Annotated in this window: 18 protein-coding genes, 2 rRNA genes and 1 riboswitch; of the genes, 16 read left to right on the plus strand and 4 right to left on the minus strand. The window is 68.7% G+C overall.

Annotated elements, in window-relative coordinates; genetic code table 11:
• The first annotated feature begins 242 nt into the window (after positions 1-242).
• The 12 genes from SLAV_RS30735 to SLAV_RS30790 all read left to right on the plus strand — a co-directional run bounded on the left by SLAV_RS30735 (position 243) and on the right by SLAV_RS30790 (position 13,827).
• Positions 243-3,365: ribosomal RNA gene (locus SLAV_RS30735) — 23S ribosomal RNA — on the plus strand.
• Positions 3,366-3,439: 74 nt separating this feature from the next.
• Positions 3,440-3,556 (plus strand): 5S ribosomal RNA (gene rrf / locus SLAV_RS30740).
• Between the two features lie 137 nt (positions 3,557-3,693).
• Entirely contained in the window at positions 3,694-4,284 is a 591-nt protein-coding gene (clsA, locus tag SLAV_RS30745) for a cardiolipin synthase ClsA (RefSeq protein WP_030236572.1), read from the plus strand.
• A 102-nt stretch (positions 4,285-4,386) separates the two neighbouring features.
• Positions 4,387-6,885, plus strand: coding sequence for a mannose-1-phosphate guanyltransferase (locus SLAV_RS30750; RefSeq protein ID WP_030236575.1), 2,499 nt, complete (start codon positions 4,387-4,389; stop codon positions 6,883-6,885).
• Positions 6,886-7,002: 117 nt separating this feature from the next.
• Positions 7,003-7,908: a DUF881 domain-containing protein gene (locus SLAV_RS30755; protein WP_030236579.1), complete on the plus strand. Its 906-nt coding sequence runs from the start codon at positions 7,003-7,005 to the stop codon at positions 7,906-7,908.
• Positions 7,905-8,237 carry a small basic family protein gene (locus SLAV_RS30760; protein WP_030158423.1) on the plus strand — a complete coding sequence of 111 codons (333 nt, stop codon included), beginning with the start codon at positions 7,905-7,907 and terminating at the stop codon, positions 8,235-8,237. Before SLAV_RS30755 ends, SLAV_RS30760 begins: the two co-directional genes overlap by 4 nt.
• A gap of 5 nt (positions 8,238-8,242) precedes the next feature.
• Positions 8,243-9,073, plus strand: coding sequence for a DUF881 domain-containing protein (locus tag SLAV_RS30765; protein WP_030236582.1), 831 nt, complete (start codon positions 8,243-8,245; stop codon positions 9,071-9,073).
• 82 nt (positions 9,074-9,155) lie between these two features.
• Positions 9,156-10,100, plus strand: coding sequence for an FHA domain-containing protein (locus tag SLAV_RS30770; RefSeq protein ID WP_199922211.1), 945 nt, complete (start codon positions 9,156-9,158; stop codon positions 10,098-10,100).
• 44 nt (positions 10,101-10,144) lie between these two features.
• Positions 10,145-10,909, plus strand: coding sequence for a transcriptional regulator FtsR (gene ftsR / locus SLAV_RS30775; RefSeq protein ID WP_030236588.1), 765 nt, complete (start codon positions 10,145-10,147; stop codon positions 10,907-10,909).
• A 63-nt stretch (positions 10,910-10,972) separates the two neighbouring features.
• Positions 10,973-11,446, plus strand: coding sequence for a bifunctional nuclease family protein (locus SLAV_RS30780; protein ID WP_007262890.1), 474 nt, complete (start codon positions 10,973-10,975; stop codon positions 11,444-11,446).
• Between the two features lie 213 nt (positions 11,447-11,659).
• Positions 11,660-12,298, plus strand: a complete 639-nt coding sequence (locus SLAV_RS30785; protein WP_030236591.1) for a MerR family transcriptional regulator — start codon at positions 11,660-11,662, stop codon at positions 12,296-12,298.
• Positions 12,299-12,354: 56 nt separating this feature from the next.
• A complete protein-coding gene (locus tag SLAV_RS30790; protein WP_078950540.1) occupies positions 12,355-13,827 on the plus strand; it encodes a DNA polymerase IV in 1,473 nt (490 codons plus the stop codon).
• Here SLAV_RS30790 and SLAV_RS30795 read toward each other — a convergent pair.
• Positions 13,824-14,180 (minus strand): PRC-barrel domain-containing protein, encoded by a 357-nt coding sequence (locus SLAV_RS30795; RefSeq protein WP_030236594.1) that lies wholly within the window; start codon positions 14,178-14,180, stop codon positions 13,824-13,826. The two genes, SLAV_RS30790 and SLAV_RS30795, sit on opposite strands and share 4 nt — an antisense overlap.
• 120 nt (positions 14,181-14,300) lie before the next feature.
• A riboswitch (glycine riboswitch) is annotated at positions 14,301-14,399 on the plus strand.
• A gap of 197 nt (positions 14,400-14,596) precedes the next feature.
• On the opposite strand from SLAV_RS30795, the gene gcvP reads away from it, so the two are divergent.
• A complete protein-coding gene (gene gcvP, locus SLAV_RS30800) occupies positions 14,597-17,482 on the plus strand; it encodes an aminomethyl-transferring glycine dehydrogenase (protein ID WP_030236596.1) in 2,886 nt (961 codons plus the stop codon).
• A 97-nt stretch (positions 17,483-17,579) separates the two neighbouring features.
• Here gcvP and SLAV_RS30805 read toward each other — a convergent pair whose 3' ends face one another.
• Together SLAV_RS30805 and SLAV_RS30810 are read right to left on the minus strand one after the other, a co-directional pair.
• Positions 17,580-17,768 (minus strand): DUF5999 family protein, encoded by a 189-nt coding sequence (locus SLAV_RS30805; RefSeq protein ID WP_030236602.1) that lies wholly within the window; start codon positions 17,766-17,768, stop codon positions 17,580-17,582.
• A gap of 294 nt (positions 17,769-18,062) precedes the next feature.
• Positions 18,063-18,683: a hypothetical protein gene (locus SLAV_RS30810; RefSeq protein WP_030236604.1), complete on the minus strand. Its 621-nt coding sequence runs from the start codon at positions 18,681-18,683 to the stop codon at positions 18,063-18,065.
• 493 nt (positions 18,684-19,176) lie between these two features.
• Between SLAV_RS30810 and SLAV_RS30815 the strand changes: the two genes are divergently transcribed.
• Positions 19,177-20,712, plus strand: coding sequence for a glutamate-cysteine ligase family protein (locus SLAV_RS30815; RefSeq protein WP_037688067.1), 1,536 nt, complete (start codon positions 19,177-19,179; stop codon positions 20,710-20,712).
• Positions 20,713-20,819: 107 nt separating this feature from the next.
• On the plus strand, positions 20,820-21,599 hold the full coding sequence (locus tag SLAV_RS30820) for a CPBP family intramembrane glutamic endopeptidase (protein ID WP_030236608.1): 780 nt from the start codon (positions 20,820-20,822) through the stop codon (positions 21,597-21,599).
• A gap of 9 nt (positions 21,600-21,608) precedes the next feature.
• Here the strand turns inward: SLAV_RS30820 and SLAV_RS30825 are convergent, their stop codons facing one another.
• Complete coding sequence (locus SLAV_RS30825; protein ID WP_030236609.1) at positions 21,609-22,427, minus strand: PhzF family phenazine biosynthesis protein; 819 nt, start codon at positions 22,425-22,427, stop codon at positions 21,609-21,611.
• A gap of 233 nt (positions 22,428-22,660) precedes the next feature.
• Between SLAV_RS30825 and SLAV_RS30830 the strand changes: the two genes are divergently transcribed.
• Positions 22,661-23,275, plus strand: coding sequence for a PadR family transcriptional regulator (locus SLAV_RS30830; RefSeq protein ID WP_078950542.1), 615 nt, complete (start codon positions 22,661-22,663; stop codon positions 23,273-23,275).
• The last annotated feature ends 29 nt before the right edge of the window (positions 23,276-23,304 follow it).

A 23,304-nucleotide genomic window follows, 5' to 3' on the forward strand; every position in this document is an offset into this window, starting at 1 on the left:
GTTGCTCATGGGTGGAACGTTGATTATTTGGCACGGTTTCCGGATGGAATCACGAGTACTGCTTCGGCGTGGAAAGTGAGTCACTGACGGGGATCGTGCCTGGCACGTTGTTGGGTATCTGAGGGTACGGCCGTAAGGTCTTATCTTCGCGATGCCGGCCCCAGTGAACCTGGTCCTTAGGGATGAGGGTGATGGGTGGCTGGTCGTTGCTTGAGAACTACACAGTGGACGCGAGCATCTGTGGCCAAGTTTTTAAGGGCGCACGGTGGATGCCTTGGCACCAGGAACCGATGAAGGACGTGAGAGGCCGCGATAGGCCCCGGGGAGCTGCCAACTGAGCTTTGATCCGGGGGTGTCCGAATGGGGAAACCCGGCAGTCGTCATGGGCTGTCACCCATGCCTGAACACATAGGGCATGTGGAGGGAACGAGGGGAAGTGAAACATCTCAGTACCCTCAGGAAGAGAAAACAACCGTGATTCCGGGAGTAGTGGCGAGCGAAACCGGATGAGGCCAAACCGTATGCGTGTGATACCCGGCAGGGGTTGCGCATGCGGGGTTGTGGGAATGAGCTTGATCGGTCTGCCGGCCGGTCGGCGAGTCAGAAACCGTTGATGTAGTCGAAGGACATGCGAAAGGTCCGGCGTAGAGGGTAAGACCCCCGTAGACGAAACATCAGCGGCTTGCTTGCTCATCTCCCAAGTAGCACGGGGCCCGAGAAATCCCGTGTGAATCTGGCGGGACCACCCGCTAAGCCTAAATATTCCCTGGTGACCGATAGCGGATAGTACCGTGAGGGAATGGTGAAAAGTACCGCGGGAGCGGAGTGAAATAGTACCTGAAACCGTGTGCCTACAAGCCGTGGGAGCGTCGCTGTATGTGCTTGCACATACAGTCGTGACTGCGTGCCTTTTGAAGAATGAGCCTGCGAGTTAGCGGTGTGTAGCGAGGTTAACCCGTGTGGGGAAGCCGTAGCGAAAGCGAGTCCGAATAGGGCGATTGAGTTGCACGCTCTAGACCCGAAGCGGAGTGATCTAGCCATGGGCAGGTTGAAGCGGAGGTAAGACTTCGTGGAGGACCGAACCCACCAGGGTTGAAAACCTGGGGGATGACCTGTGGTTAGGGGTGAAAGGCCAATCAAACTCCGTGATAGCTGGTTCTCCCCGAAATGCATTTAGGTGCAGCGTCGTGTGTTTCTTGCCGGAGGTAGAGCACTGGATAGGCGATGGGCCCTACCGGGTTACTGACCTTAGCCAAACTCCGAATGCCGGTAAGTGAGAGCACGGCAGTGAGACTGTGGGGGATAAGCTCCATGGTCGAGAGGGAAACAGCCCAGAGCATCGACTAAGGCCCCTAAGCGTACGCTAAGTGGGAAAGGATGTGGAGTCGCAGAGACAACCAGGAGGTTGGCTTAGAAGCAGCCACCCTTGAAAGAGTGCGTAATAGCTCACTGGTCAAGTGATTCCGCGCCGACAATGTAGCGGGGCTCAAGCGTACCGCCGAAGTCGTGTCATTGCAGCAATAGGGCCAACGCCCGCTGTGATGGGTAGGGGAGCGTCGTGTGCCGGGTGAAGCAGCAGCGGAAGCTAGTTGTGGACGGTTCACGAGTGAGAATGCAGGCATGAGTAGCGATACACACGTGAGAAACGTGTGCGCCGATTGACTAAGGGTTCCTGGGTCAAGCTGATCTGCCCAGGGTAAGTCGGGACCTAAGGCGAGGCCGACAGGCGTAGTCGATGGACAACCGGTTGATATTCCGGTACCCGCTTTGAAACGCCCAATATCGAATCAGGCGATGCTAAGTCCGTGAAGCCGTTCCGGACCCTTCGGGGAAAGGAAAGTGGTGGAGCCGACGAACCAGACTTGTAGTAGGTAAGCGATGGGGTGACGCAGGAAGGTAGTCCAGCCCGGGCGGTGGTTGTCCCGGGGTAAGGGTGTAGGCCGAGGGGTAGGCAAATCCGTCCCTCATTAAGGCTGAGACCTGATGCCGAGCCGATTGTGGTGAAGTGGATGATCCTATGCTGTCGAGAAAAGCCTCTAGCGAGTTTCATGGCGGCCCGTACCCTAAACCGACTCAGGTGGTCAGGTAGAGAATACCGAGGCGTTCGGGTGAACTATGGTTAAGGAACTCGGCAAAATGCCCCCGTAACTTCGGGAGAAGGGGGGCCATCACTGGTGATCGGACTTGCTCCGTGAGCTGGGGGTGGCCGCAGAGACCAGCGAGAAGCGACTGTTTACTAAAAACACAGGTCCGTGCGAAGCCGTAAGGCGATGTATACGGACTGACGCCTGCCCGGTGCTGGAACGTTAAGGGGACCGGTTAGTGACCTTTCGGGGTTGCGAAGCTGAGAACTTAAGCGCCAGTAAACGGCGGTGGTAACTATAACCATCCTAAGGTAGCGAAATTCCTTGTCGGGTAAGTTCCGACCTGCACGAATGGCGTAACGACTTCTCGACTGTCTCAACCATAGGCCCGGTGAAATTGCACTACGAGTAAAGATGCTCGTTTCGCGCAGCAGGACGGAAAGACCCCGGGACCTTTACTACAGTTTGATATTGGTGTTCGGTTCGGCTTGTGTAGGATAGGTGGGAGACTTTGAAGCCGTGACGCCAGTCATGGTGGAGTCGCCGTTGAAATACCACTCTGGTCGTGCTGGATGTCTAACCTCGGTCCGTGATCCGGATCAGGGACAGTGTCTGATGGGTAGTTTAACTGGGGCGGTTGCCTCCCAAAGGGTAACGGAGGCGCCCAAAGGTTCCCTCAGCCTGGTTGGCAATCAGGTGTTGAGTGTAAGTGCACAAGGGAGCTTGACTGTGAGACCGACGGGTCGAGCAGGGACGAAAGTCGGGACTAGTGATCCGGCGGTGGCTTGTGGAAGCGCCGTCGCTCAACGGATAAAAGGTACCCCGGGGATAACAGGCTGATCTTCCCCAAGAGTCCATATCGACGGGATGGTTTGGCACCTCGATGTCGGCTCGTCGCATCCTGGGGCTGGAGTCGGTCCCAAGGGTTGGGCTGTTCGCCCATTAAAGCGGTACGCGAGCTGGGTTTAGAACGTCGTGAGACAGTTCGGTCCCTATCCGCTGTGCGCGTAGGAATATTGAGAAGGGCTGTCCCTAGTACGAGAGGACCGGGACGGACGAACCTCTGGTGTGCCAGTTGTCCTGCCAAGGGCATGGCTGGTTGGCTACGTTCGGGAGGGATAACCGCTGAAAGCATCTAAGCGGGAAGCCTGCTTCAAGATGAGTATTCCCACCTCCTTGAGAGGGTAAGGCTCCCAGTAGACGACTGGGTTGATAGGCCAGATGTGGAAGCCCGGTAACGGGTGGAGCTGACTGGTACTAATAGGCCGAGGGCTTGTCCTCAGTTGCTCGCGTCCACTGTGTTAGTTCTGAAGTAACGAACCGTGTCAATGCCCGGTTGGTCAACTTCATAGTGTTTCGGTGGTCATAGCGTTAGGGAAACGCCCGGTTACATTCCGAACCCGGAAGCTAAGCCTTTCAGCGCCGATGGTACTGCAGGGGGGACCCTGTGGGAGAGTAGGACGCCGCCGAACAATCATTGTGGGAAAGCCCCGCACCTTATGGTGCGGGGCTTTTCTGCGTTCAGGGGACGGTCGGTCCGCTCGTGGACTCCTGTAGGGTCAGGGGGCAGCGATTCGACCATTTCTAGCGTCACAGTGGAGGCCCCCGGGTGGAGGTCCAGGAGACTCGGGTTCAGACTGACCGAATTTTCACCATTCCGAACATCCTGAGCATGGCTCGCCTCGCCGGCGTACCCCTGTTCCTCTGGCTGATCCTGGAGGGCTACGACGGGTGGGCGCTGGCCGTCCTCATGTTCAGCGGGATCAGTGACTACCTCGACGGAAAACTCGCGCGGCGCTGGAACCAGATCAGCAATCTGGGGCGTCTGCTGGACCCCGCCGCGGACCGCCTCTACGTCCTGACCACGCTCTTCGGGCTGACCTGGCGCGGGATCCTGCCTCTGTGGCTGACCGGGCTGCTGCTCGCCCGCGAGGCAATGCTGCTGGTCATGGTGTGGATCCTGCGTCGGCACGGCTATCCGCCGCCCCAGGTGAACTTCCTCGGCAAGGCGGCCACCTTCAACCTGATGTACGCCTTCCCCCTGCTGCTGCTGAGCGACGGTACCGGCTGGTTGGCCTGGATGGCGTCCGTTTTCGGATGGGCGTTCGCGGGTTGGGGTACAACGCTCTATTGGTGGGCAGGAATCCTATACGTGGTGCAGGTCCGTCGGCTCGTGAAGGCGGATGCCACGGCCGATTGAGCTCACTCGGCGCCGGTTACTGACGCGGAGGAGTAGCGGAGTCACCGTCCGGGACGGGTGAGGTCGGCCAGACCGTCATCTCTCTAGGAGGACTCTTCCGACATGAAGGCCGTCGTGATGGCCGGTGGCGAAGGTACGCGGCTTCGCCCCATGACCTCAAGCATGCCCAAGCCGCTCCTGCCGGTGGCGAACCGGCCGATCATGGAGCACGTGCTGAGGCTGCTGAAGCGGCATGGACTCAGCGAGACCGTGGTCACCGTTCAGTTCCTGGCGTCACTCGTCAAGAACTATTTCGGTGACGGCGAGGAGCTCGGAATGGAGCTCACCTATGCCAATGAGGAGAAGCCACTCGGCACCGCCGGCAGCGTGAAGAACGCCGAGGAGGCCCTGAAGGACGACACCTTCCTGGTCATCTCCGGCGACGCGCTGACGGACTTCGACCTCACCGATCTCATCAACTTCCACAAGGAGAAGGGCGCACTGGTCACGGTGTGCCTGACCCGGGTGCCGAACCCGCTGGAATTCGGCATCACCATCGTGGACGAGGAGGGCAAGGTCGAGCGCTTCCTCGAAAAGCCGACATGGGGGCAGGTGTTCTCGGACACCATCAACACCGGCATCTACGTGATGGAGCCGGAGATCTTCGACTACGTCGACGCGGACGTCTCCGTCGACTGGTCCGGTGACGTCTTCCCGCAGCTGATGAAGGAAGGCCGGCCGATCTACGGCTACGTGGCCGAGGGCTACTGGGAGGACGTGGGCACGCACGAGAGCTACGTCAAGGCGCAGGCCGACGTACTCGAAGGCAAGGTCCAGGTCGACATGGACGGCTTCGAGATCTCCCCGGGCGTGTGGATCGCCGAAGGGGCCGAGGTGAGCCCGGACGCCGTCCTGCGCGGGCCGCTGTACATCGGGGACTACGCCAAGGTCGAGGCCGGCGTGGAGATCCGCGAGCACACCGTCGTCGGGTCGAACGTGGTCGTCAAGAGCGGGGCCTTCCTCCACAAGGCCGTCGTGCACGACAACGTGTACATCGGGCCGCACAGCAACCTGCGCGGCTGCGTCATCGGCAAGAACACCGACATCATGAGGGCCGCCCGGATCGAGGACGGGGCCGTCATCGGTGACGAGTGCCTGGTGGGCGAGGAATCGATCATCCAGGGCAACGTGCGCGTCTACCCGTTCAAGACCATCGAGGCCGGCGCGTTCGTCAACACCTCGGTGATCTGGGAGTCGCGTGGCCAGGCCCACCTCTTCGGTGCCCGCGGGGTCTCCGGGATCCTGAACGTCGAGATCACCCCGGAACTGGTGGTCAAGCTCGCCGGGGCCTACGCGACGACCCTGAAGAAGGGGGCGATCGTCACCACGGCCCGTGACCACTCCCGCGGCGCGAGGGCGCTCAAGAGGGCCGTGATCTCGGCCCTCCAGGCCAGCGCCATCGACGTGCGCGACCTGGAGAACGTACCGCTGCCGGTCGCCCGGCAGCAGACCGCACGAGGGGCCGCGGGCGGGATCATGATCCGGACCTCTCCCGGGGTGCCGGACTCGGTGGACATCATGTTCCTCGACGAGCGGGGCGCGGACCTCTCGCAGGCGCAGCAGCGCAAGCTGGACCGGGTCTACGCCCGCCAGGAGTACCGGCGAGCCTTCCCCGGCGAGATCGGTGACCTCCAGTTCCCGTCGAGCGTCTTCGACTCGTACACGGGCTCGCTGCTGCGCCGGGTGGACACCACCGGCATCGCGGATGCCGGGCTCAAGGTGGTCGTGGACGCCTCCAACGGCAGCGCCGGGCTCGTGCTGCCCAGCCTGCTGGGCCGGCTCGGGGTGGACGCGCTGACGATCAATCCCGGCCTCGACGAGTCGCGGCCGACCGAGACCGCGGAGTCCCGGCGGGCCGGACTGGTGCGGCTCGGGGAGATCGTGGCCTCGGCGCGGGCGGCCTTCGGCGTGCGCTTCGACCCGGTGGGCGAGCGGATCTCGCTGGTGGACGAGCGCGGACGGATCATCGAGGACGACCGGGCCCTGCTCGTCCTGCTCGACCTGGTGGCCGCCGAGAAGCGCAGCGGCAAGGTCGCGCTGCCGGTGACCACCACACGGGTCGCCGAGCAGGTGGCCGCGTACCACGGCACGCAGGTGGAGTGGACGACGACCTCGCCCGACGATCTGACGCGGGTGGGCCGTGAGGAGACCACGATCTTCGGCGGCGACGGCCGGGGCGGGTTCATCGTTCCGGAGTTCAGCAGCGTCTTCGACGGGTCGGCGGCGTTCGTACAGTTGATCGGACTGGTCGCGCGCACCCAGCTCACCCTGAGCCAGATCGACGCCCGCATCCCGCGGGCGCACGTGCTCAAGCGGGACGTGCCGACGCCGTGGGCGGCCAAGGGGCTCGTCATGCGCCGGGTCGTCGAGGCGGCCGGGGACCGGCAGGTGGACACCACGGACGGCGTGCGCGTCGTGGAGGCCGACGGGCGGTGGGCCCTGGTCCTGCCGGACCCGGCGGAGGCCGTCACCCACCTGTGGGCCGAGGGGCCCGACGACGCGTCCGCGCAGGCCCTGCTGGAGGAGTGGGGCGCGGTCGTGGACGGTGCCGGGGAGCACTGAGCGGCGAGCGGCCCCGTAGGGCGGCCGCGCACGATCGGGGGCGGGGCGGGCACGGGGAGTCACCCGGCCCGGCCCGCCGGACCGCGCATTGGATGTGGGCGGCGGCGACATGCGACGATGTGCGGCATGTCGCAGCCGCCCAACAACCGGAGTCCGGCCACGCCGCCCGCGCGCCCGGACGCGTCCATGTCGCTGCTGACGCACGTGATGGACCACAGCCTCGACGAGGGCTATGCGGAGGCGTCGGCGCGGCGCGAGGCGGACGGCACGGCAGGACTGCCGCGCACCCTCAAGGCCAAGATGGCGCTCGCCGCGGGGCTCGTGCTCGCCGCGATGGTCGTGACCCTCGGTGCGGCCCAGGCGCGGATAGCGGCGCCGGTGCTGGCCAAGGAGCGCCAGGAGCTGATCGACCGGGTCGAGCGGGCCGACGCGCACGCCAACGGCCTGGAGCGGGACATCGAGCGGCTGCGGACCGAGGTCGAGGACCGGCAGGGCGCGGTGCTCAAGCAGCCCGGCGGGGAGCAGGCCCGGTTGCTTGCCCTGCTGTCGGGTGCAACCGAAGTGCACGGTCCCGGCGTCAAGCTGGTGGTGGACGACGCGAAGGGATCTTCGTCGGGCGGCGGTGGCGGCCCGCGGGAGAGCGCCGGTTTCTCGGACACCGGCCGCGTTCGTGACCGGGACATGCAGCGGATCGTCAACGGGCTCTGGCAGGCCGGGGCGGAAGCCGTCTCGATCAACGGACAGCGGCTGACGGCTCTGTCGGCGATCCGGGCGGCCGGTGACGCGATACTGGTCGACAACAGGCCTCTGGTGCCGCCCTACGAGATCCTCGCGGTGGGGGACAAGAAGCGGCTCGGCACCACCTTCCAGGATTCCGTGGACGGCCAGTACCTGCACGTCCTTCAGGAGAGCTACGGGATCCGCTACACCCTGTCCGCCGTGGACGAGGTGAAGCTGCCGGCCGCGTCGAGCCTGACCGTCCGCACAGCCACAGCAGTAGAGCCGAAGAAGGGTGCATCGTGATCGCGGTACTGGGCCTCGTGGCCGGAGTGGTGGTCGGACTTCTGGTCCGGCCCGAAGTGCCGGCCGTGGTGGAGCCTTATCTGCCGATCGCCGTGGTGGCGGCGCTGGACGCGGTGTTCGGCGGCCTGCGCGCGATGCTGGACGGGATCTTCGTCGACAAGGTCTTCGTGGTGTCCTTCCTCTCGAACGTGGTGGTGGCCGCGCTGATCGTCTTCCTCGGCGACAAGCTGGGCGTCGGCTCGCAGCTGTCGACGGGCGTGGTCGTCGTCCTCGGCATCCGGATCTTCTCCAACGCCGCGGCCATCCGCCGGCACGTCTTCCGGGCGTGAGGCCGATGAGCAACGACAACACCCCGCCCGAGGAGCCCCAGGTTCCCGAGCGCCCCCTGGAGGGCGAGGCCGGCGCGCAGCCGCCGCCCGGGCCGGGGCCCGTGGAGCCGCAGCAGAGCGGGCGCCGGCGCCTGGCGGCCGGTCTGTGGCCGCCGCGGGTCACCCGGGCCCAACTGATCGTCGCGCTGCTGCTGTTCGTGCTGGGGCTCGGGCTCGCGATCCAGGTACGGTCCAACAGCGACTCCAGTGCGCCGCTGCGCGGTGCCCGTCAGGAGGACCTCGTACGGATCCTCGACGAGCTGGACGGGCGGACCAAGCGCCTGGAGGACGAGAAGCAGAAGCTGGAGGACCAGCGCAAGGAGCTGGAGAGCAGCTCCAACCAGGCCGAGGAGGCCCGGCGGCAGACGGTGGAGAAGGAGCGCCAACTGGGCATCCTGGCCGGTACCGTGGCTGCTCAGGGGCCGGGGATCACGTTGAAGATCACCGACACCAAGGGTCAGGTGCGCTCCGACCAGCTGCTGGACACCCTCCAGGAGCTGCGGGCGGCCGGGGCCGAGGCGATCCAGATCAACGGCGTGCGCGTCGTCGCGGGCTCGTACTTCTCGGACGAGGGCGGAGGGGTCTCGATCGACGGTAAGAAGATCACACAGCCCTACGAGTTCAGGGTGATCGGCAGACCGCAGGATCTGGAGCCGGCGCTCAACATTCCGGGTGGTGTCGTGCAGACCATGGAGAAGGAGCAGGCCACGGTCGCCGTCACACGGTCGGCGAAGATCGTTGTGGATGCCTTGCGGGCTGCGAAGCAGCCTGACTACGCTCGGTCGTCATCGTCGTGACGCGGGGCGGAACGTGGACAGGCTCACGTGGGCGGATGCCTGCGGGGGGTCGACGCACCGAAGTCGCGGTGCGTGGTGGAAACTGTCTGGTGGTTACGGACGTTGTGAGAATGTCCGGGTCGGCAGGTGTGTGCATGCAGAGTTCGTCCTGCCCCACGGGCGGGTCTGTTTCGGTCAAGGGGAATCGCCCGTGAAGTTGTTTGAGAAGTTGTTCGGCAAGAAGAACCGCGAGGAAAGCGGCGCGGCGCGTCACCGTGCGGGGCACGGTGACGGCGAAGGGCAGGGCGACCGCCCGCTCTTCCGCGACGAGGTGGCGGGCCCGGGTGACATTTCGGGCGCACAGGGTGCGTCGTCTGTTGACCCTGCCGGTTCCGGACGCATAGGTTTCGGTGACCCATCAACCTCAAGTGCGGGTGGAGGGTTTGCCCCCGACCCGTATGCCACCAATGCCTCCGCGGGGCAGCCGCGGCGCGAGGAGCCGTCCATGTCGGCCGAGCAGGTTTGCAGCAGGTGTGGCCACCGCAGCGATGCGGCGAGCCGTTTCTGCTCCAACTGCGGGGCGCCGCTGCGGGCGGGTCTGACGCCGGAGCGTGCTTCGGAGACCACGTCCACCATCTCGATCTCGGGCCTGGAGGCCTACGAGGCCGAGGTGTCGGGACAAGCGCACGTGTCGTCCTCGCTGTCCCCCGAGGCCCAGGCCGCGGTGGAGGCACTGCCCCCCGGTTCCGCCCTGCTGATCGTGCGGCGCGGCCCCAATTCGGGCAGCCGCTTCCTGCTGGACGGCGAACTGACCACGGCCGGCCGGCACCCGCAGAGCGACATCTTCCTGGACGACGTGACCGTCTCCCGGCTGCATGTCGAGTTCCGCAGGGGCCCGGAGGGCGGCTTCACCGTCGCCGACGTGGGCAGCCTGAACGGCACGTACGTCAACCGTGAGCCGATCGACTCGGTCGCCCTGCACAACGGCGACGAGGTCCAGATCGGCAAGTACCGGCTGGTCTTCTACGCGAGCCTGCGGGGCATCTGACCCTTCCCCCGGAGCCGCTCCGGGGGGACCCCAGGGAAGGTCCCATGCTGCGTACCCCGACCGGCGGTGCCCCCAAGAGCGGCACCGCCGGGTCCGCCGGGCGGCTGGTGAGCATCGGAACGGTGCTGACCATGCTGCGTGACGAGTTCCCCGACGTCACGATTTCGAAGATCCGCTTCCTGGAGGCGGAGGGGCTCGTCGAGCCCGAGCGCACACCTTCGGGATACCGCAAGTTCAGCACCGGTGACGTGGAACGGCTGGGCCGGATCCTGCGCCTGCAGCGGGACCACTACCTGCCGCTGAAGGTCATCCGGGAACAGCTCGACGCGCTCGACAGGGGTGAGCAGATCCGCATTCCCGGGCCCACGTCCCACGGAGAGGCGGTGGACCCGGCCGGTCCCGCCGCCCTGTACGGGGAGGTGGGCCGGGAGCGGCCCACCGTGGCCCGGGTGGGCCGGGCCGAGCTGATCGCCGCCGCCGAGGTGGACGAGGTGCAGCTCGTCGAATGGGAGTCGTACGGGCTCATCTCCGAGGTGCCGGACGGGGGGTTCGACGCCGAGACGGTCACCGTGGCCCGCCTGATCGCGGATCTCGGCCGTTTCGGGCTGGAACCCCGCCACCTGCGGGCCATGAAGGCCGCCGCGGACCGGGAGGCCGGTCTGGTGGAGCAGCTCGTGGCACCGTTGCGGCGGCACCGCAACCCACAGACCCGGGCGCACGCCGAGGCCACGATGAAGGAGCTCGCGGGGCTCTCCGTACGGCTCCACGAGGCCCTGGTGCAGACGGCTCTCGGGGTGCGGTTGCACTGATCGGACGGCCCCGGAAGGGGCCCCGACTACCCAAACCTGCCGAGCAGGTCCTAGGGTTGCTGTGTGAACGAGCTCGACGTTGTGGGTGTCCGGGTGGAAATGCCCTCCAACCAACCGATCGTGCTCCTGCGTGAAGTGGGAGGCGACCGGTACCTCCCCATCTGGATCGGTCCTGGGGAGGCGACGGCCATTGCCTTCGCGCAGCAGGGGATGGCCCCTGCCCGGCCGCTGACGCACGACCTGTTCAAGGACGTGCTGGAGGCGGTCGGTGAGGAGCTCACCGAGGTCCGGATCACGGATTTGCGGGAGGGCGTCTTCTACGCGGAACTGGTCTTCGCCAGCGGGGTCGAGGTGAGCGCGCGGCCTTCCGACGCCATAGCGCTGGCCCTGCGCACGGGAACGCCGATCTACGGCAGTGACGGCGTCCTGGACGACGCCGGAATCGCCATTCCCGACGAGCAGGAGGACGAGGTGGAGAAGTTCCGCGAGTTCCTCGACCAGATCTCGCCCGAGGACTTCGGTACCGGCCCGCAGTGAGGGCCGGGGTCGAGAGGGGCGCGGCCGCGGCGAAACGCGGGCCGCGTCGACCACCGGGAACTTTCAGCCCATTCGAGTAGCCTTTCCCCGCAATGGGGTACGGGAAACCACTCTCAGGGTGATTATCACTCGGCGTGCCGAGTGTGGCGATCGTTGACGCACCCCTGGTCACTGCCTACCTTCAAGGTGGCAGGTCAAGGACGGAGGGTCGGCGTGAGGATCACGGGCGACGGTACGACCGGGGGCACCCCCGCACGGAGTGACGGTGGGCCGTATCCGCTGCACGGCGGCGCGCAGGGTTCCGCGCACCGTCAGCCGGCTTCGACGCCGGTCGGACCGGTGAGCGACGCTCCGGCGCCCGAGCAGGTCGGCTACCGGGGACCGACGGCGTGCGCCGCCGCCGGGATCACGTACCGCCAGCTCGACTACTGGGCCCGTACCGGGCTCGTGGAGCCCAGCGTGCGGCCCGCGTACGGGTCGGGCACGCAGCGCCTCTACAGCTTCCGGGACGTGGTCGTCCTCAAGATCGTCAAGCGCTTCCTGGACACCGGGGTGGCGCTGCAGAACATCCGCACCGCCGTCCAGCACCTGCGCGACCGGGGTTTCCACGACCTGGAGCGCATGACGCTGATGAGCGACGGTGCCACCGTCTACGAGTGCACCTCCCCGGACCAGGTGGTGAGCCTGCTCCAGGGCGGGCAGGGCGTCTTCGGCATCGCCGTCGGCGTGGTGTGGCGCGACGTGGAGAACGCGCTGTCGCAGCTGCACGGGGAGCGCGTGGACACCGGGGAGACCCTGGTGGGCCACAACCCCGCCGACGAGCTGGCGGCACGCCGCAACCGGGCCGTCTGAGCGGCGCCGGGACGCCCGCGGCCGCATTGTCAGTGGCGTAGGGCAGCATCGGTGCCGTGAGAGCCGCGCCGACCATCCTGCACCTGGACATGGACGCCTTCTACGCCTCGGTCGAGCAGGCGTCGAAGCCGAGCCTGCGGGGCAAGGCCGTCATCGTCGGCGGGCTCGGGCCGCGCGGTGTGGTGGCCACCGCCTCCTACGAGGCCAGGCGGTTCGGGGTGCACTCGGCGATGCCGACCGCCCAGGCCCGTCGGCTCTGCCCGAACGGCGCCTACCTGATCCCGCGCTTCAGCCTCTACCGGGAGGTCAGCGACCTGGTCATGGGCCTGCTGCGGGAGCTGTCGCCGCTGGTGGAGCCGCTCAGCCTGGACGAGGCCTTCGTCGACCTGGAGGCGGGCGGCACGGCCTTCGACACGGCGAGCGCCCGGGCCACGGGGGAGCGGCTGCGGGCCGACATCGCGGCCGCCACGGGGCTCAGCGGCTCGGTGGGGCTGGCCGGGTCGAAGATGCTGGCCAAGGTGGCCTCCGAGGAGGCCAAGCCGGCCGGGCTGCTGGTGATCGAGCCCGGGACCGAGCGGGAGCTGCTCGCGCCCATGTCGGTGCGGACCCTGCCCGGGGTGGGGCCGGCCACCGGGGAGCACCTGCGGCGGGCCGGGATCACCACGGTGGGGGAGCTGGCCGAGGCCGGCGAGGACGAGCTGGTCCGGATGGTGGGGAAGGCGCACGGCGTCGGGCTGTACCGGATGGCGCTGGGGCTGGACGACCGCCCCGTGGTCGCCGAGCGGGACGCGAAGTCGGTCTCGGTGGAGGACACCTTCGACGTGGACCTGCACGACCGGGTCCGGATCCGCTTCGAGGTGCAGCGGCTCGCGGACCGGTGCGTGGGGCGCCTGCGGGCCTCCGGGCACTCGGGGCGGACCATCGTGCTGAAGGTGCGCCGCTACGACTTCTCCACACTGACCCGTTCGGAGACCCTGCGGGGGCCGACCGACGACCCCTCGGTGGTCCGGGAGGCCGCGGCGCGGCTGCTGGAGGGCGTGGACACCACCGGCGGGGTGCGGCTGCTCGGCGTGGGGGTGACGGGGCTCGCGGACTACACGCAGGAGGACCTCTTCGCCCAGGTGCTCGGCGCCGGGGCGGAGGAGGGCGGAGCGGTCGCGGAGGGCGTCGCGCCGGAGGGCATCGCGCCGGAGGGGGACGTGCCGGACGGGGAGGAAGGGGCGGGGGAGCCGGACGGGGCCGGTGCGGCCGCCGGGACCGCCGGCGTGGCCGCTGCCGCCGGGGGGCCCGTCGCCGAGGCGGGCGGGCCGGAGGCGGCGGCCGGGCGGCACTGGCCGGCGGGGAGCGACGTACGGCACGCCCTGTACGGGCCCGGATGGGTCCAGGGCAGCGGGGTCGGGCGGGTCACCGTACGGTTCGAGCAGCCCGGATCGCCACCCGGGCGGGTGCGCACCTTCCGGCTGGACGATCCCGAACTGGAGTCCTCCGATCCGCTGCCCCTCGTGGGGCCGGCGGAGGGGGCGGTCTAGACCCGCTCGTCGGGCGGCGGCCGGTGGAAGTCGGTCGGCAGGGAGATGTCCAGGCCGTAGTGGTGGTAGAGCTGGAGCTCCTGCTCGGGGGACAGGTGGCGCCCGACCCCGAAATCGGGTGCATCCCTGATCAAGGAACGCTCGAAGGGCACGCGCAGGGTGTCGTCCACCACTTCGCTGGGCTCCAGGGGGACGAAGGCGTCCCGTCCGAAGAGGCCGGTCCGGACGGCGGCCCATTCGGGCACGCCAGTGGCGTCGTCGAGGTAGACCTCGTCCACGGTGCCGATCTTGGCGCCGTTGCGGTCGAACGCCTTGCGGCCGATCAGGCTGCGCGGATCGATGTCGGTCTGCACGGTCCCTCCGTACGGTCGCAGTGGTACAACTCGTGTGTAATGACTACGAAAGTGCATATCTGAAGAGGGGGCCACTCGGGGAGCCTCCAGATCCTCGCTGGTAGGCTGGGTGATGGCTGTTGACCCTGTGCGGGAGAGTCCTCCGAGTGAGCACGACGGAGGCGCCGAAGGAGCAAATCCTCCCCGGAATCTCTCAGGCATACGTACCGCACGTGGTGAGGCCACTCTGGAAAGCAGGGGCGGGTACCGGGCACGCAGTACCGGTTCCTCTCCTCACCGACGGTGAAAGCCGGACCTCAGGGGCGATCCCCACGAGGCCCGGTGAAGCTCTCAGGTTGAGATGACAGAGGGGGAGGCCGTCCGGGTGCCCGCGCCGTGGTGCCCCTCGCAGGTCATACGACCAGGAGGCCTCCGTCATGACCGCCAACCGCATTCCGCTCTCCCAGCTGGAGCGAGGCATCCCCTTCGAGCAGCGTCACATCGGCCCGGATGCCGAGGCGCAGGCGAAGATGCTCGCCCAGGTGGGCTACGGCTCCCTGGACGAGCTCACCGCCGCCGCGGTACCGGATGTGATCAAGACCGCCGAGGCGCTGAACCTGCCCGAGGCGCGTACCGAGGCCGAGGTGCTGGCCGAGCTCCGCTCGCTGGCCGACCGCAACCAGGTGCTGTCGTCGATGATCGGCCTCGGTTACTACGGCACCTTCACGCCCCCGGTCATCCTGCGCAACGTCATGGAGAACCCGGCCTGGTACACGGCGTACACCCCGTACCAGCCCGAGATCTCCCAGGGCCGCCTCGAAGCGCTGCTGAACTTCCAGACCGTCGTCGCCGACCTGACCGGCCTGCCGACCTCCGGTGCCTCCTTGCTCGACGAGGGCACCGCCGCCGCCGAGGCCATGTCCCTGGCCCGCCGCGTGGGCAAGGTCAAGGGCGGTGTCTTCCTGATCGACGCCGACGCGCTGCCGCAGACCATCGCCGTGATCGAGACCCGCGCCGAGCCCATCGGGGTCGAGGTCGTCGTCGCCGACCTGTCCGACGGCATCCCGGCCGAGATCGCCGAGCGCGGCGTCTTCGGCGTGCTGCTCCAGTACCCGGGTGCCTCCGGCGCCGTCCGCGAGATCAAGCCGGTCATCGACCAGGCCCACGGGCTCGGTGCCATCGTCACCGTCTCCGCCGACCTGCTCGCCCTGACCCTGCTCACCTCCCCGGGCGAGCTGGGCGCCGACATCGCCGTCGGCACCACCCAGCGCTTCGGCGTCCCGATGGGCTTCGGCGGCCCGCACGCCGGTTACATGGCCGTCCAGCAGCAGCACGCCCGCTCGCTGCCCGGCCGCCTCGTCGGCGTCTCCGTGGACGCGGACGGCAACAAGGCGTACCGCCTGGCCCTGCAGACCCGCGAGCAGCACATCCGCCGCGAGAAGGCCACCAGCAACATCTGTACCGCCCAGGTGCTGCTCGCCGTCATGGCCGGCATGTACGCGGTCTACCACGGCCCGGACGGCCTGCGCACGATCGCGCGCCGGACCCACCGCTACGCCGCGCTCCTCGCCGCGGGCCTGACGGCCGGCGGGGTCGAGCTGGTGCACGGCTCCTTCTTCGACACCGTCACCGCCCGGGTCCCCGGCAAGGCCGCCGAGGTCGTCGCCGCCGCCCGTGAGGGCGGGGTCAACCTCTTCCAGGTGGACGCCGACCACGTCTCCGTCGCCTGCGACGAGACCACGCTGCGCGCCGACCTCGACGCCGTCTGGGCCGCCTTCGGCGTCAGCGCCGACATCGAGGCCCTGGACGCGACCACCGCCGACACGCTGCCCGAGGGCCTGCTGCGCTCGGACGACTACCTCGGCCACCCGGTCTTCCACCAGCACCGCTCCGAGACCGCGATGCTGCGCTACCTGCGCAAGCTCTCGGACAAGGACTACGCGCTGGACCGCGGCATGATCCCGCTGGGCTCCTGCACCATGAAGCTCAACGCGACCACCGAGATGGAGCCGGTGACCTGGCCCGAGTTCGGCCAGCTGCACCCGTTCGCCCCGGTGGAGCAGGCGGAGGGCTACCTCACGCTCATCACCGAGCTGGAGGAACGTCTCGCCGAGGTCACCGGATACGACAAGGTCTCGATCCAGCCGAACGCGGGCTCCCAGGGCGAGCTCGCCGGCCTGCTGGCCGTGCGCGCCTACCACCGCGCCAACGGCGACGAGGGCCGCACCATCTGCCTCATCCCGTCCTCCGCGCACGGCACCAACGCCGCCAGCGCCGTGATGGCCGGCATGAAGGTCGTCGTCGTCAAGACCGCCGACGACGGCGAGGTGGACGCGGACGACCTGCGCGCCAAGATCGAGCAGTACCGCGACCAGCTGGCGGTCCTGATGATCACCTACCCGTCCACCCACGGTGTGTTCGAGGAGCACGTCGCCGACATCTGCGCCCAGGTGCACGAGGCCGGTGGCCAGGTCTACGTCGACGGTGCCAACCTGAACGCCCTGGTGGGCCTCGCCAAGCCGGGTCACTTCGGCGGCGACGTCTCGCACCTGAACCTGCACAAGACCTTCTGCATCCCGCACGGCGGCGGCGGCCCGGGCGTCGGTCCGGTCGGTGTCCGGGCGCACCTGGCCCCGTTCCTGCCGAACCACCCGCTCCAGCCCAGCGCCGGCCCGGAGACGGGCGTCGGCCCGATCTCGGCCGCGCCGTGGGGTTCGGCCGGCATCCTGCCGATCTCCTGGTCCTACGTACGCCTGATGGGTGGCGAGGGCCTCAAGCGCGCCACCCAGGTGGCGGTGCTCGGCGCGAACTACATCGCCAAGCGCCTGGAGCCGCACTACCCGGTCCTCTACACCGGTCCGGGCAACCTGGTCGCCCACGAGTGCATCATCGACCTGCGCCCGCTGTCGAAGGCGACGGGCGTCAGCGTCGACGACATCGCCAAGCGTCTGATCGACTACGGCTTCCACGCGCCGACGATGTCCTTCCCGGTGGCCGGCACGCTGATGATCGAGCCGACGGAGTCCGAGGACCTGGCCGAGATCGACCGCTTCTGCGACGCGATGATCGCCATCCGCGCCGAGATCGAGCGGGTCGCGGGCGGCGAGTGGCCGGTCGAGGACAACCCGCTGGCCAACGCCCCGCACACCGCGGCGGCCCTGGGCGGCGAGTGGAACCACCCGTACAGCCGTGACGAGGCGGTCTTCCCGGGCGGCGTCACCGCCGCCGAGAAGTACTGGCCGCCGGTGCGCCGGATCGACGGTGCCTTCGGCGACCGCAACCTGGTCTGCTCGTGCCCGCCGCTGGACGAGTACGACAACTGAGTCCCGTGACACGGTGAAGGGGCCGGTCCCGGAGCGTGAGCTCCGGGACCGGCCCCTTCACGTGGTCCTTCCTCGTGCCGGCTCGGTGCAAGGTGGCCTAGGCCACCGCGAGCGGGCGGTGCGGAGCGATGATCTGGCCGTCCGGCAGCAGCTCACCGGTGTCCTCGAAGAGAAGGACCCCGTTGCACAGCAGGCTCCAGCCCTGTTCCGGGTGGTTGGCCACCGGGCGCGCGGCCTCCCGGTCGGCGGACTCTGATGACGGGCAGGCAGGCTGGTGCTGGCACATGGATGCGTTCTTTCGCTGCGGTGTGGTCTGTTCGCTACGGCTCGATGCGTGATTCATGGCCGTCCCCCTGGGTCGTCCCCGCGCATGCGGGGAGGATGTCCTCAGTCTTCCCCCACGACGGCTGCTTCGCAGGTATTTCCCGGCAGCTGTCCTCATGGATTGAGGACGCATCACTCGTGCGGGCGGTTCAAGCCAACTCCCCTGTCATTTCGGATGGTTCGCGGGTGGTCCGGGCGGACTAGGCCGAATGGGCAACCCGGGCCGCCCCGAACAGGCCAACGGCGTGACGGTGCCTCAGGCGGCCGGGGCGGCCAGTGAGGGCGGGACGGGCGGGGCCGACCGGGTGAGCCGGTGGGTCAGCACGGGCAGCAGTTCCGATACGGGGTGGGGCCGGAACGCGGCGATCCCGGGTGGCGCCGGGGCCAGGGGAACCAGCAGGTCCGCGGCGGCGGGCAGGCCGGCCGCGGCGTCGGCGCCGACCGCCCCGTGCAGCCACAGCGTCAGCATGTACAGCTCCGGTACGGACAGCAGCCGGGGCTGGTAGTTCTTGCCGAGCGACTCGGCCTGGCGCAGGGCGCGTTCGGTGGCGGCGACGTAGGGCCCCTCGAAGAAGTGGGAGAAGGCCCACCCGTCCGGGGTCAGCCGGGTGTCGGCCGCGGCGACGAAGCGGTCGCCGCTGCGGATCAGGAACCGCCATCCGGTCAGCCGGGTGCGCGGCGGCCGGCCGCCCGCCGGGCGGCCGGACCCGTCGAGCCGGTCGAGCACGTGCACCGGGAGCGGGAGTTCGGCGGTCACCGGCCCTTGGAGCTGGCGCAGGGACGGAGTGTGCGCCTCGTGGACGGCGGTGGGGGAACCGAGTGCCGCGAGGACGCTGCGCAGGGCGGGCGCGGGAGCCGGGGGAACATGCAGCGGCATGGTGGGTCGCCTCTCACTTGGGAGACCTGTGGTACGGGGGAAGGTGCGGACGGCGCTGTCGCATTCTGGGGTCAGAGGGGGGCTGAGGGGCAATGGCCGCGCGCCAACTCTCTGCCTCGTTTGCGGAGTTTATACGACATGTGTTCACGCGGTGTTTCGGCTACCTGTCCTGGCTATTGCCGACAAGGCGCTTACCGGCCCCGCTGTCATGCTATTCATGCCGGTTGCACGCGAACGGGTCGCGCTGACCTCGGAGGTTACCCGAAGGGCGCTCGGCTGGAAAGCGCCTGTTATCGGGAATCGGCACAGTCGACGCGGAATTTGCATACGGCGAGTTGCCAGGTGAATGTGCCGAAGCGCCCATCTGGCCATACCGGCGCGCGCTCCCCGGCGGACCGCCCGGCGCGGCGTTATCGATCACGGGGATGGGCATCATCGACCGTGACGCGCGCCCGGGTGCACCGTTCCGGGCCACACGAGGAGGGACGCTTCGATGGGGGAGAAGGTCGTGGCAGGAGGATTCGACCTGTCCGATCGGCATCGGTATCGGAGGAAGCTCCACGAGTGCCTGGAGGGACTGGAGCGTCTTCTGGCGGAGAAGAGGTTCGATCGGCCCAAGAACATGATGGGTCTGGAGATCGAGCTGAATCTCGCGGGTGCCGACGGTTTGCCGCGCATGGTGAATGCACAGGTACTGGAGCGGATTGCGAGCCCCGATTTCCAGACCGAACTCGGAATGTTCAATCTGGAGGTGAACGTACTCCCGCACCGTCTCGGCGGCCGGGTATTCGACCAGCTCGCGGAAGAGCTGAGCGCGGGGCTGCACTACGCCCACCGGCAGGCCGCGGAGATCGACGCGGGTGTCGTGATGATCGGCATCCTGCCCACGATCTCGCGGTCCGACCTCGCCCTGGCCAACCTCTCGGCCGTGGACCGCTACTCGCTGCTCAACGAGCAGATCCTGATGATGCGCGGCGAGGACTTCACCCTCGACATCGACGGGGTGGAGCGGCTGACCTGGAGCACCGGGTCGATCGTGCCGGAGGCCGCCTGCACCTCCGTACAGCTGCACCTCCAGGTGACCCCGGCGCGGTTCGCGCACGTGTGGAACGCGGCGCAGGCGGTGACCGCCGTGCAGATAGCCGTGGGCGCCAACTCGCCGTTCCTCTTCGGGCGGGAGCTGTGGCGCGAATCGCGTCCCCCGCTGTTCACCCAGGCCACCGACACCCGGCCCCCGGAGCTCCAGGCGCAGGGGGTGCGGCCGCGCACCTGGTTCGGGGAGCGGTGGGTGGACTCGGCGTACGAACTGTTCGCCGAGAACGTCCGCTTCTTCCCCTCCCTGCTGCCGATCTGCGACGAGGAGGAGCCGCTGCGGGTCCTCGCGGAGGGCGGCGTCCCGAGCCTGCAGGAGCTGGTGCTGCACAACGGCACGGTCTACCGCTGGAACCGCCCCGTCTACGGGGTCGCCGACGGGGTGCCGCACCTGCGCGTGGAGAACCGGGTGCTGCCGGCCGGGCCCACCGTGGCCGACGTCGTCGCCAACGCCGCCTTCTACTACGGGCTCGTACGGACCCTCGCGGACGAGCAGCGCCCCGTGTGGACCCGGATGCCGTTCGCGGAGGCGGAGGCCAACTTCGACGCGGCCTGCCGCTACGGGATCGACGCGCGGATCCGCTGGCCGCGCCGCGGCCGGGCCGGGGGACTGGTGAGCGTGCCCGCGGTGCGCCTGGTGCTGGACGAGCTGCTGCCGATGGCCGCGGCCGGACTGGACGCCTGGGGGATCGAGCCCGCCGACCGGGACCTGTACCTCGGGATCATCGAGGAGCGCTGCCGGCGCCGGGTGAACGGGGCGACCTGGCAGGTGGACACCTACCACCGGGCGCTCGCCGGCGGGCTGGAGCGGGACGCCGCCCTGGCGGCCACCACCCGCCGCTACAGCGAGCTGATGCACAAGGGCGACCCGGTCCACACCTGGCCCGTCGGCCTGGAGGAGCAGGAGGTGGACGCCGCCGGGGCCGTCCGGCGCTGACCGGTGATCCGCTCCGGCACCCGAGGAGGCAGTATGGGGTGGTCGGAACAGGATGACGCGGTGGGTTCGCGGGACGGGAGTCGGGCGTGCGGGCGGAGCCGGAGCCGATGGTCGGGGAACTGCGCGGGGACGGGCGGCGCGGCCTGCTGCGGACCGAGACGCTGCTCGTGCTCGCGCTGTCGCTGGGCGCGAGCGGGGTCTCGGCGCTGATCAGCTTCATCGGTTCGCTGACCAAGCCGGGCGGCCTCAAGGACCAGGCGGCCACGCTGAACGGCTCGTACGCGCCCGGGCGGCCCTGGCTGGACCTGGCCTGGCAGCTGTTCGGGATCGCCTCCGCGCTGGTCCCCGTCCTGCTGGTCGCGCACCTGCTGACCCGCGAGGGCGTGCCGGGGCTGCGCGTCCTGGGCTTCGACCGGACCCGGCCCGGGTGGGACCTGGCCCGGGGCGCGCTGGTCGCCGCCGGGATCGGGAGCGCCGGACTGGCCTTCTACCTGGCGGCGCGGGCCTCCGGCTTCAACCTGACGGTGGTGCCGGAGGCGCTGCCCGACGTGTGGTGGAAGTTCCCGGTGCTGATCCTCTCCGCGGTGCAGAACGCCGTGGTGGAGGAGGTCATCGTGCTGGCCTACCTGCTGCGCAGGCTCGGCCAGCTGGGCTGGTCGCCGATGGCCGCACTGCTCGCCAGCTCCGCCCTGCGCGGCTCGTACCACCTCTACCAGGGCATCGGCGGGTTCATCGGCAACATGGTGATGGGCGTCGTCTTCGTACTGGCCTACCGCCGCTGGGGCCGGGTGGGCCCCCTCGTCGTCGCCCACACGCTGCTCGACGTGGTGGCCTTCGCCGGGTACGCGCTGCTCGCGGGGAAGGTGGGCTGGCTGCCCACCCCGTAGCCGCCGGGCTCACGGGGCGGTGAGCAGCTCGCCGTCGATCACGGTTACCGCGCGGCCGGTCAGCAGGGTCCGCTCGCCCGCGAGGGTGACCCGGACCAGGCCCCGGCGGGCTCCGCCCTGCAGGCCGGTCATCTCGGTGCGGCCCAGCCGGGCCGACCAGAACGGGGCCAGGGCGGTGTGGGCGCTGCCCGTCACCGGGTCCTCGTCGATGCCGTGGACGGGGAAGAAGCCGCGGGAGACGAAGTCGTAGCCGCGGGAGGGGTCCTCGGCCGGGGCGGTGACGATCACGCCGCGGCGGGCGTAGGCGCGCAGCGCCGCGTGGTCGGGCGCGAGTTCCCGCACGGTCCGCTCGTCGGCCAGCTCCACCAGCAGGTCGCCGATGTGGGCGGCCGTGTCGTGGAGCGAGACGATCTCGGCGCCCAGGGCGCGGGCGACCTCGGGGACCGGATCGACCGGGGTCAGCGACGAGGTCGGGAAGTCCATCGTGACCGTGCCGTCCGGGCCCGCCTCGGCCGTGAGGACCCCGCAGCGCGCCTCGAACCGGATGAGGCCCTTGGCCAGGCCGTTCTCGTTCAGTAGGTGGGCGGTCGCGAGCGTGGCGTGCCCGCACATGTCGACCTCGCCGGCCGGGGTGAACCAGCGCAGCGCCCAGTCGGCGTCCCCGCCGGGCGGCAGGGGCCGGACGAACGCGGTCTCGGAGAGGTTGACCTCGGCCGCGACCTGCTGGAGCCAGTCGTCCGTGGGGAAGGGCCCGTCGAGGACGAGGACCCCGGCGGGGTTGCCGTGGAAGGGGCGGTCGGTGAAGGCGTCGACGATTCGGATGCGCATGGACCGACCGTAGGGGGCCCGCGACGGCGCGCACCAAGGCCAATCCGGGACGACTGGCCTTGGTGCGGTAGATCAGTCGGCCGCGCCCGTTCCGCTCGACTGTCGAAGATAGGTTCCGATATATCGTTGACGCATCGCGATGGGTCAGCGATAGTGAAGGAGTCGAAGCGATATCCGCTACGGCAACCGCTACGACAGCGGCTGCGACGAGCGATGACGAAAGGAGCGCAGTGATGCGTTCACGTGGACAGCAGGAGCACGGACACGAGCACGGACGGGGTCACGGCCACTGCGGGCCGGACCGTCGGGAGGAGTTCAGGGGGCTGCGGGCCGCCTTCGGGCCGTTCGGACCGCCCTTCGGCGGCGGGCCCTTCGGTGGCAGGGGCGGCCGGGGAGGGCCCCGGGGACGGGCGCGGCGCGGTGACGTGCGCGCCTCGATCCTGGCGCTCCTCGCCGACCGGCCGATGCACGGCTACGAGATGATCCAGGAGATCGGCGAGCGCAGCGGCGGGGCGTGGAAGCCCAGCCCCGGTTCGGTGTACCCGACCCTCCAACTGCTGGAGGACGAGGGCCTCATCACGAGCGCGAGCGAGGGCGGCAAGAAGCTGTTCACGCTCACCGACGCGGGTCGCACCGAGGCGGAATCGGGTCCGGACGCCCCCTGGGCGGATGCCGGACGCGGCTTCGACTTCGAGGCGATGCACGAGGTCCGCACCGCCGGCGTCGGCCTGATGGAAGCCTTCGGGCAGGTCTTCAAGACCGGCTCGCCCGAGCAGCGGGAGAAGGCCCTCGCGGTCGTCAACGACGCCCGCAAGAAGCTCTACCTGATCCTGGCCGACGAGCACTGAGCCGGACGCCGGATGCCGGACCTCCCGGC

Origin of the sequence: Streptomyces lavendulae subsp. lavendulae (assembly GCF_002803845.1) — a bacterium.
In the GTDB taxonomy this organism is placed as follows: domain Bacteria; phylum Actinomycetota; class Actinomycetes; order Streptomycetales; family Streptomycetaceae; genus Streptomyces; species Streptomyces lavendulae.

Excerpts from the sequence above, each read along its gene's own strand:
- SLAV_RS30750 (WP_030236575.1), top strand. The coding sequence starts at position 4,387 with ATGAAGGCCGTCGTGATGGCCGGTGGCGAAGGTACGCGGCTTCGCCCC.
- SLAV_RS30755 (WP_030236579.1), top strand. The coding sequence starts at position 7,003 with ATGTGCGGCATGTCGCAGCCGCCCAACAACCGGAGTCCGGCCACGCCG.
- SLAV_RS30765 (WP_030236582.1), top strand. The coding sequence starts at position 8,243 with ATGAGCAACGACAACACCCCGCCCGAGGAGCCCCAGGTTCCCGAGCGC.
- ftsR (WP_030236588.1), top strand. The coding sequence starts at position 10,145 with ATGCTGCGTACCCCGACCGGCGGTGCCCCCAAGAGCGGCACCGCCGGG.
- gcvP (WP_030236596.1), top strand. The coding sequence starts at position 14,597 with ATGACCGCCAACCGCATTCCGCTCTCCCAGCTGGAGCGAGGCATCCCC.
- SLAV_RS30805 (WP_030236602.1), bottom strand. The coding sequence starts at position 17,768 with ATGTGCCAGCACCAGCCTGCCTGCCCGTCATCAGAGTCCGCCGACCGG.
- SLAV_RS30810 (WP_030236604.1), bottom strand. The coding sequence starts at position 18,683 with ATGCCGCTGCATGTTCCCCCGGCTCCCGCGCCCGCCCTGCGCAGCGTC.
- SLAV_RS30815 (WP_037688067.1), top strand. The coding sequence starts at position 19,177 with ATGGGGGAGAAGGTCGTGGCAGGAGGATTCGACCTGTCCGATCGGCAT.
- SLAV_RS30820 (WP_030236608.1), top strand. The coding sequence starts at position 20,820 with ATGGTCGGGGAACTGCGCGGGGACGGGCGGCGCGGCCTGCTGCGGACC.
- SLAV_RS30825 (WP_030236609.1), bottom strand. The coding sequence starts at position 22,427 with ATGCGCATCCGAATCGTCGACGCCTTCACCGACCGCCCCTTCCACGGC.
- SLAV_RS30830 (WP_078950542.1), top strand. The coding sequence starts at position 22,661 with ATGCGTTCACGTGGACAGCAGGAGCACGGACACGAGCACGGACGGGGT.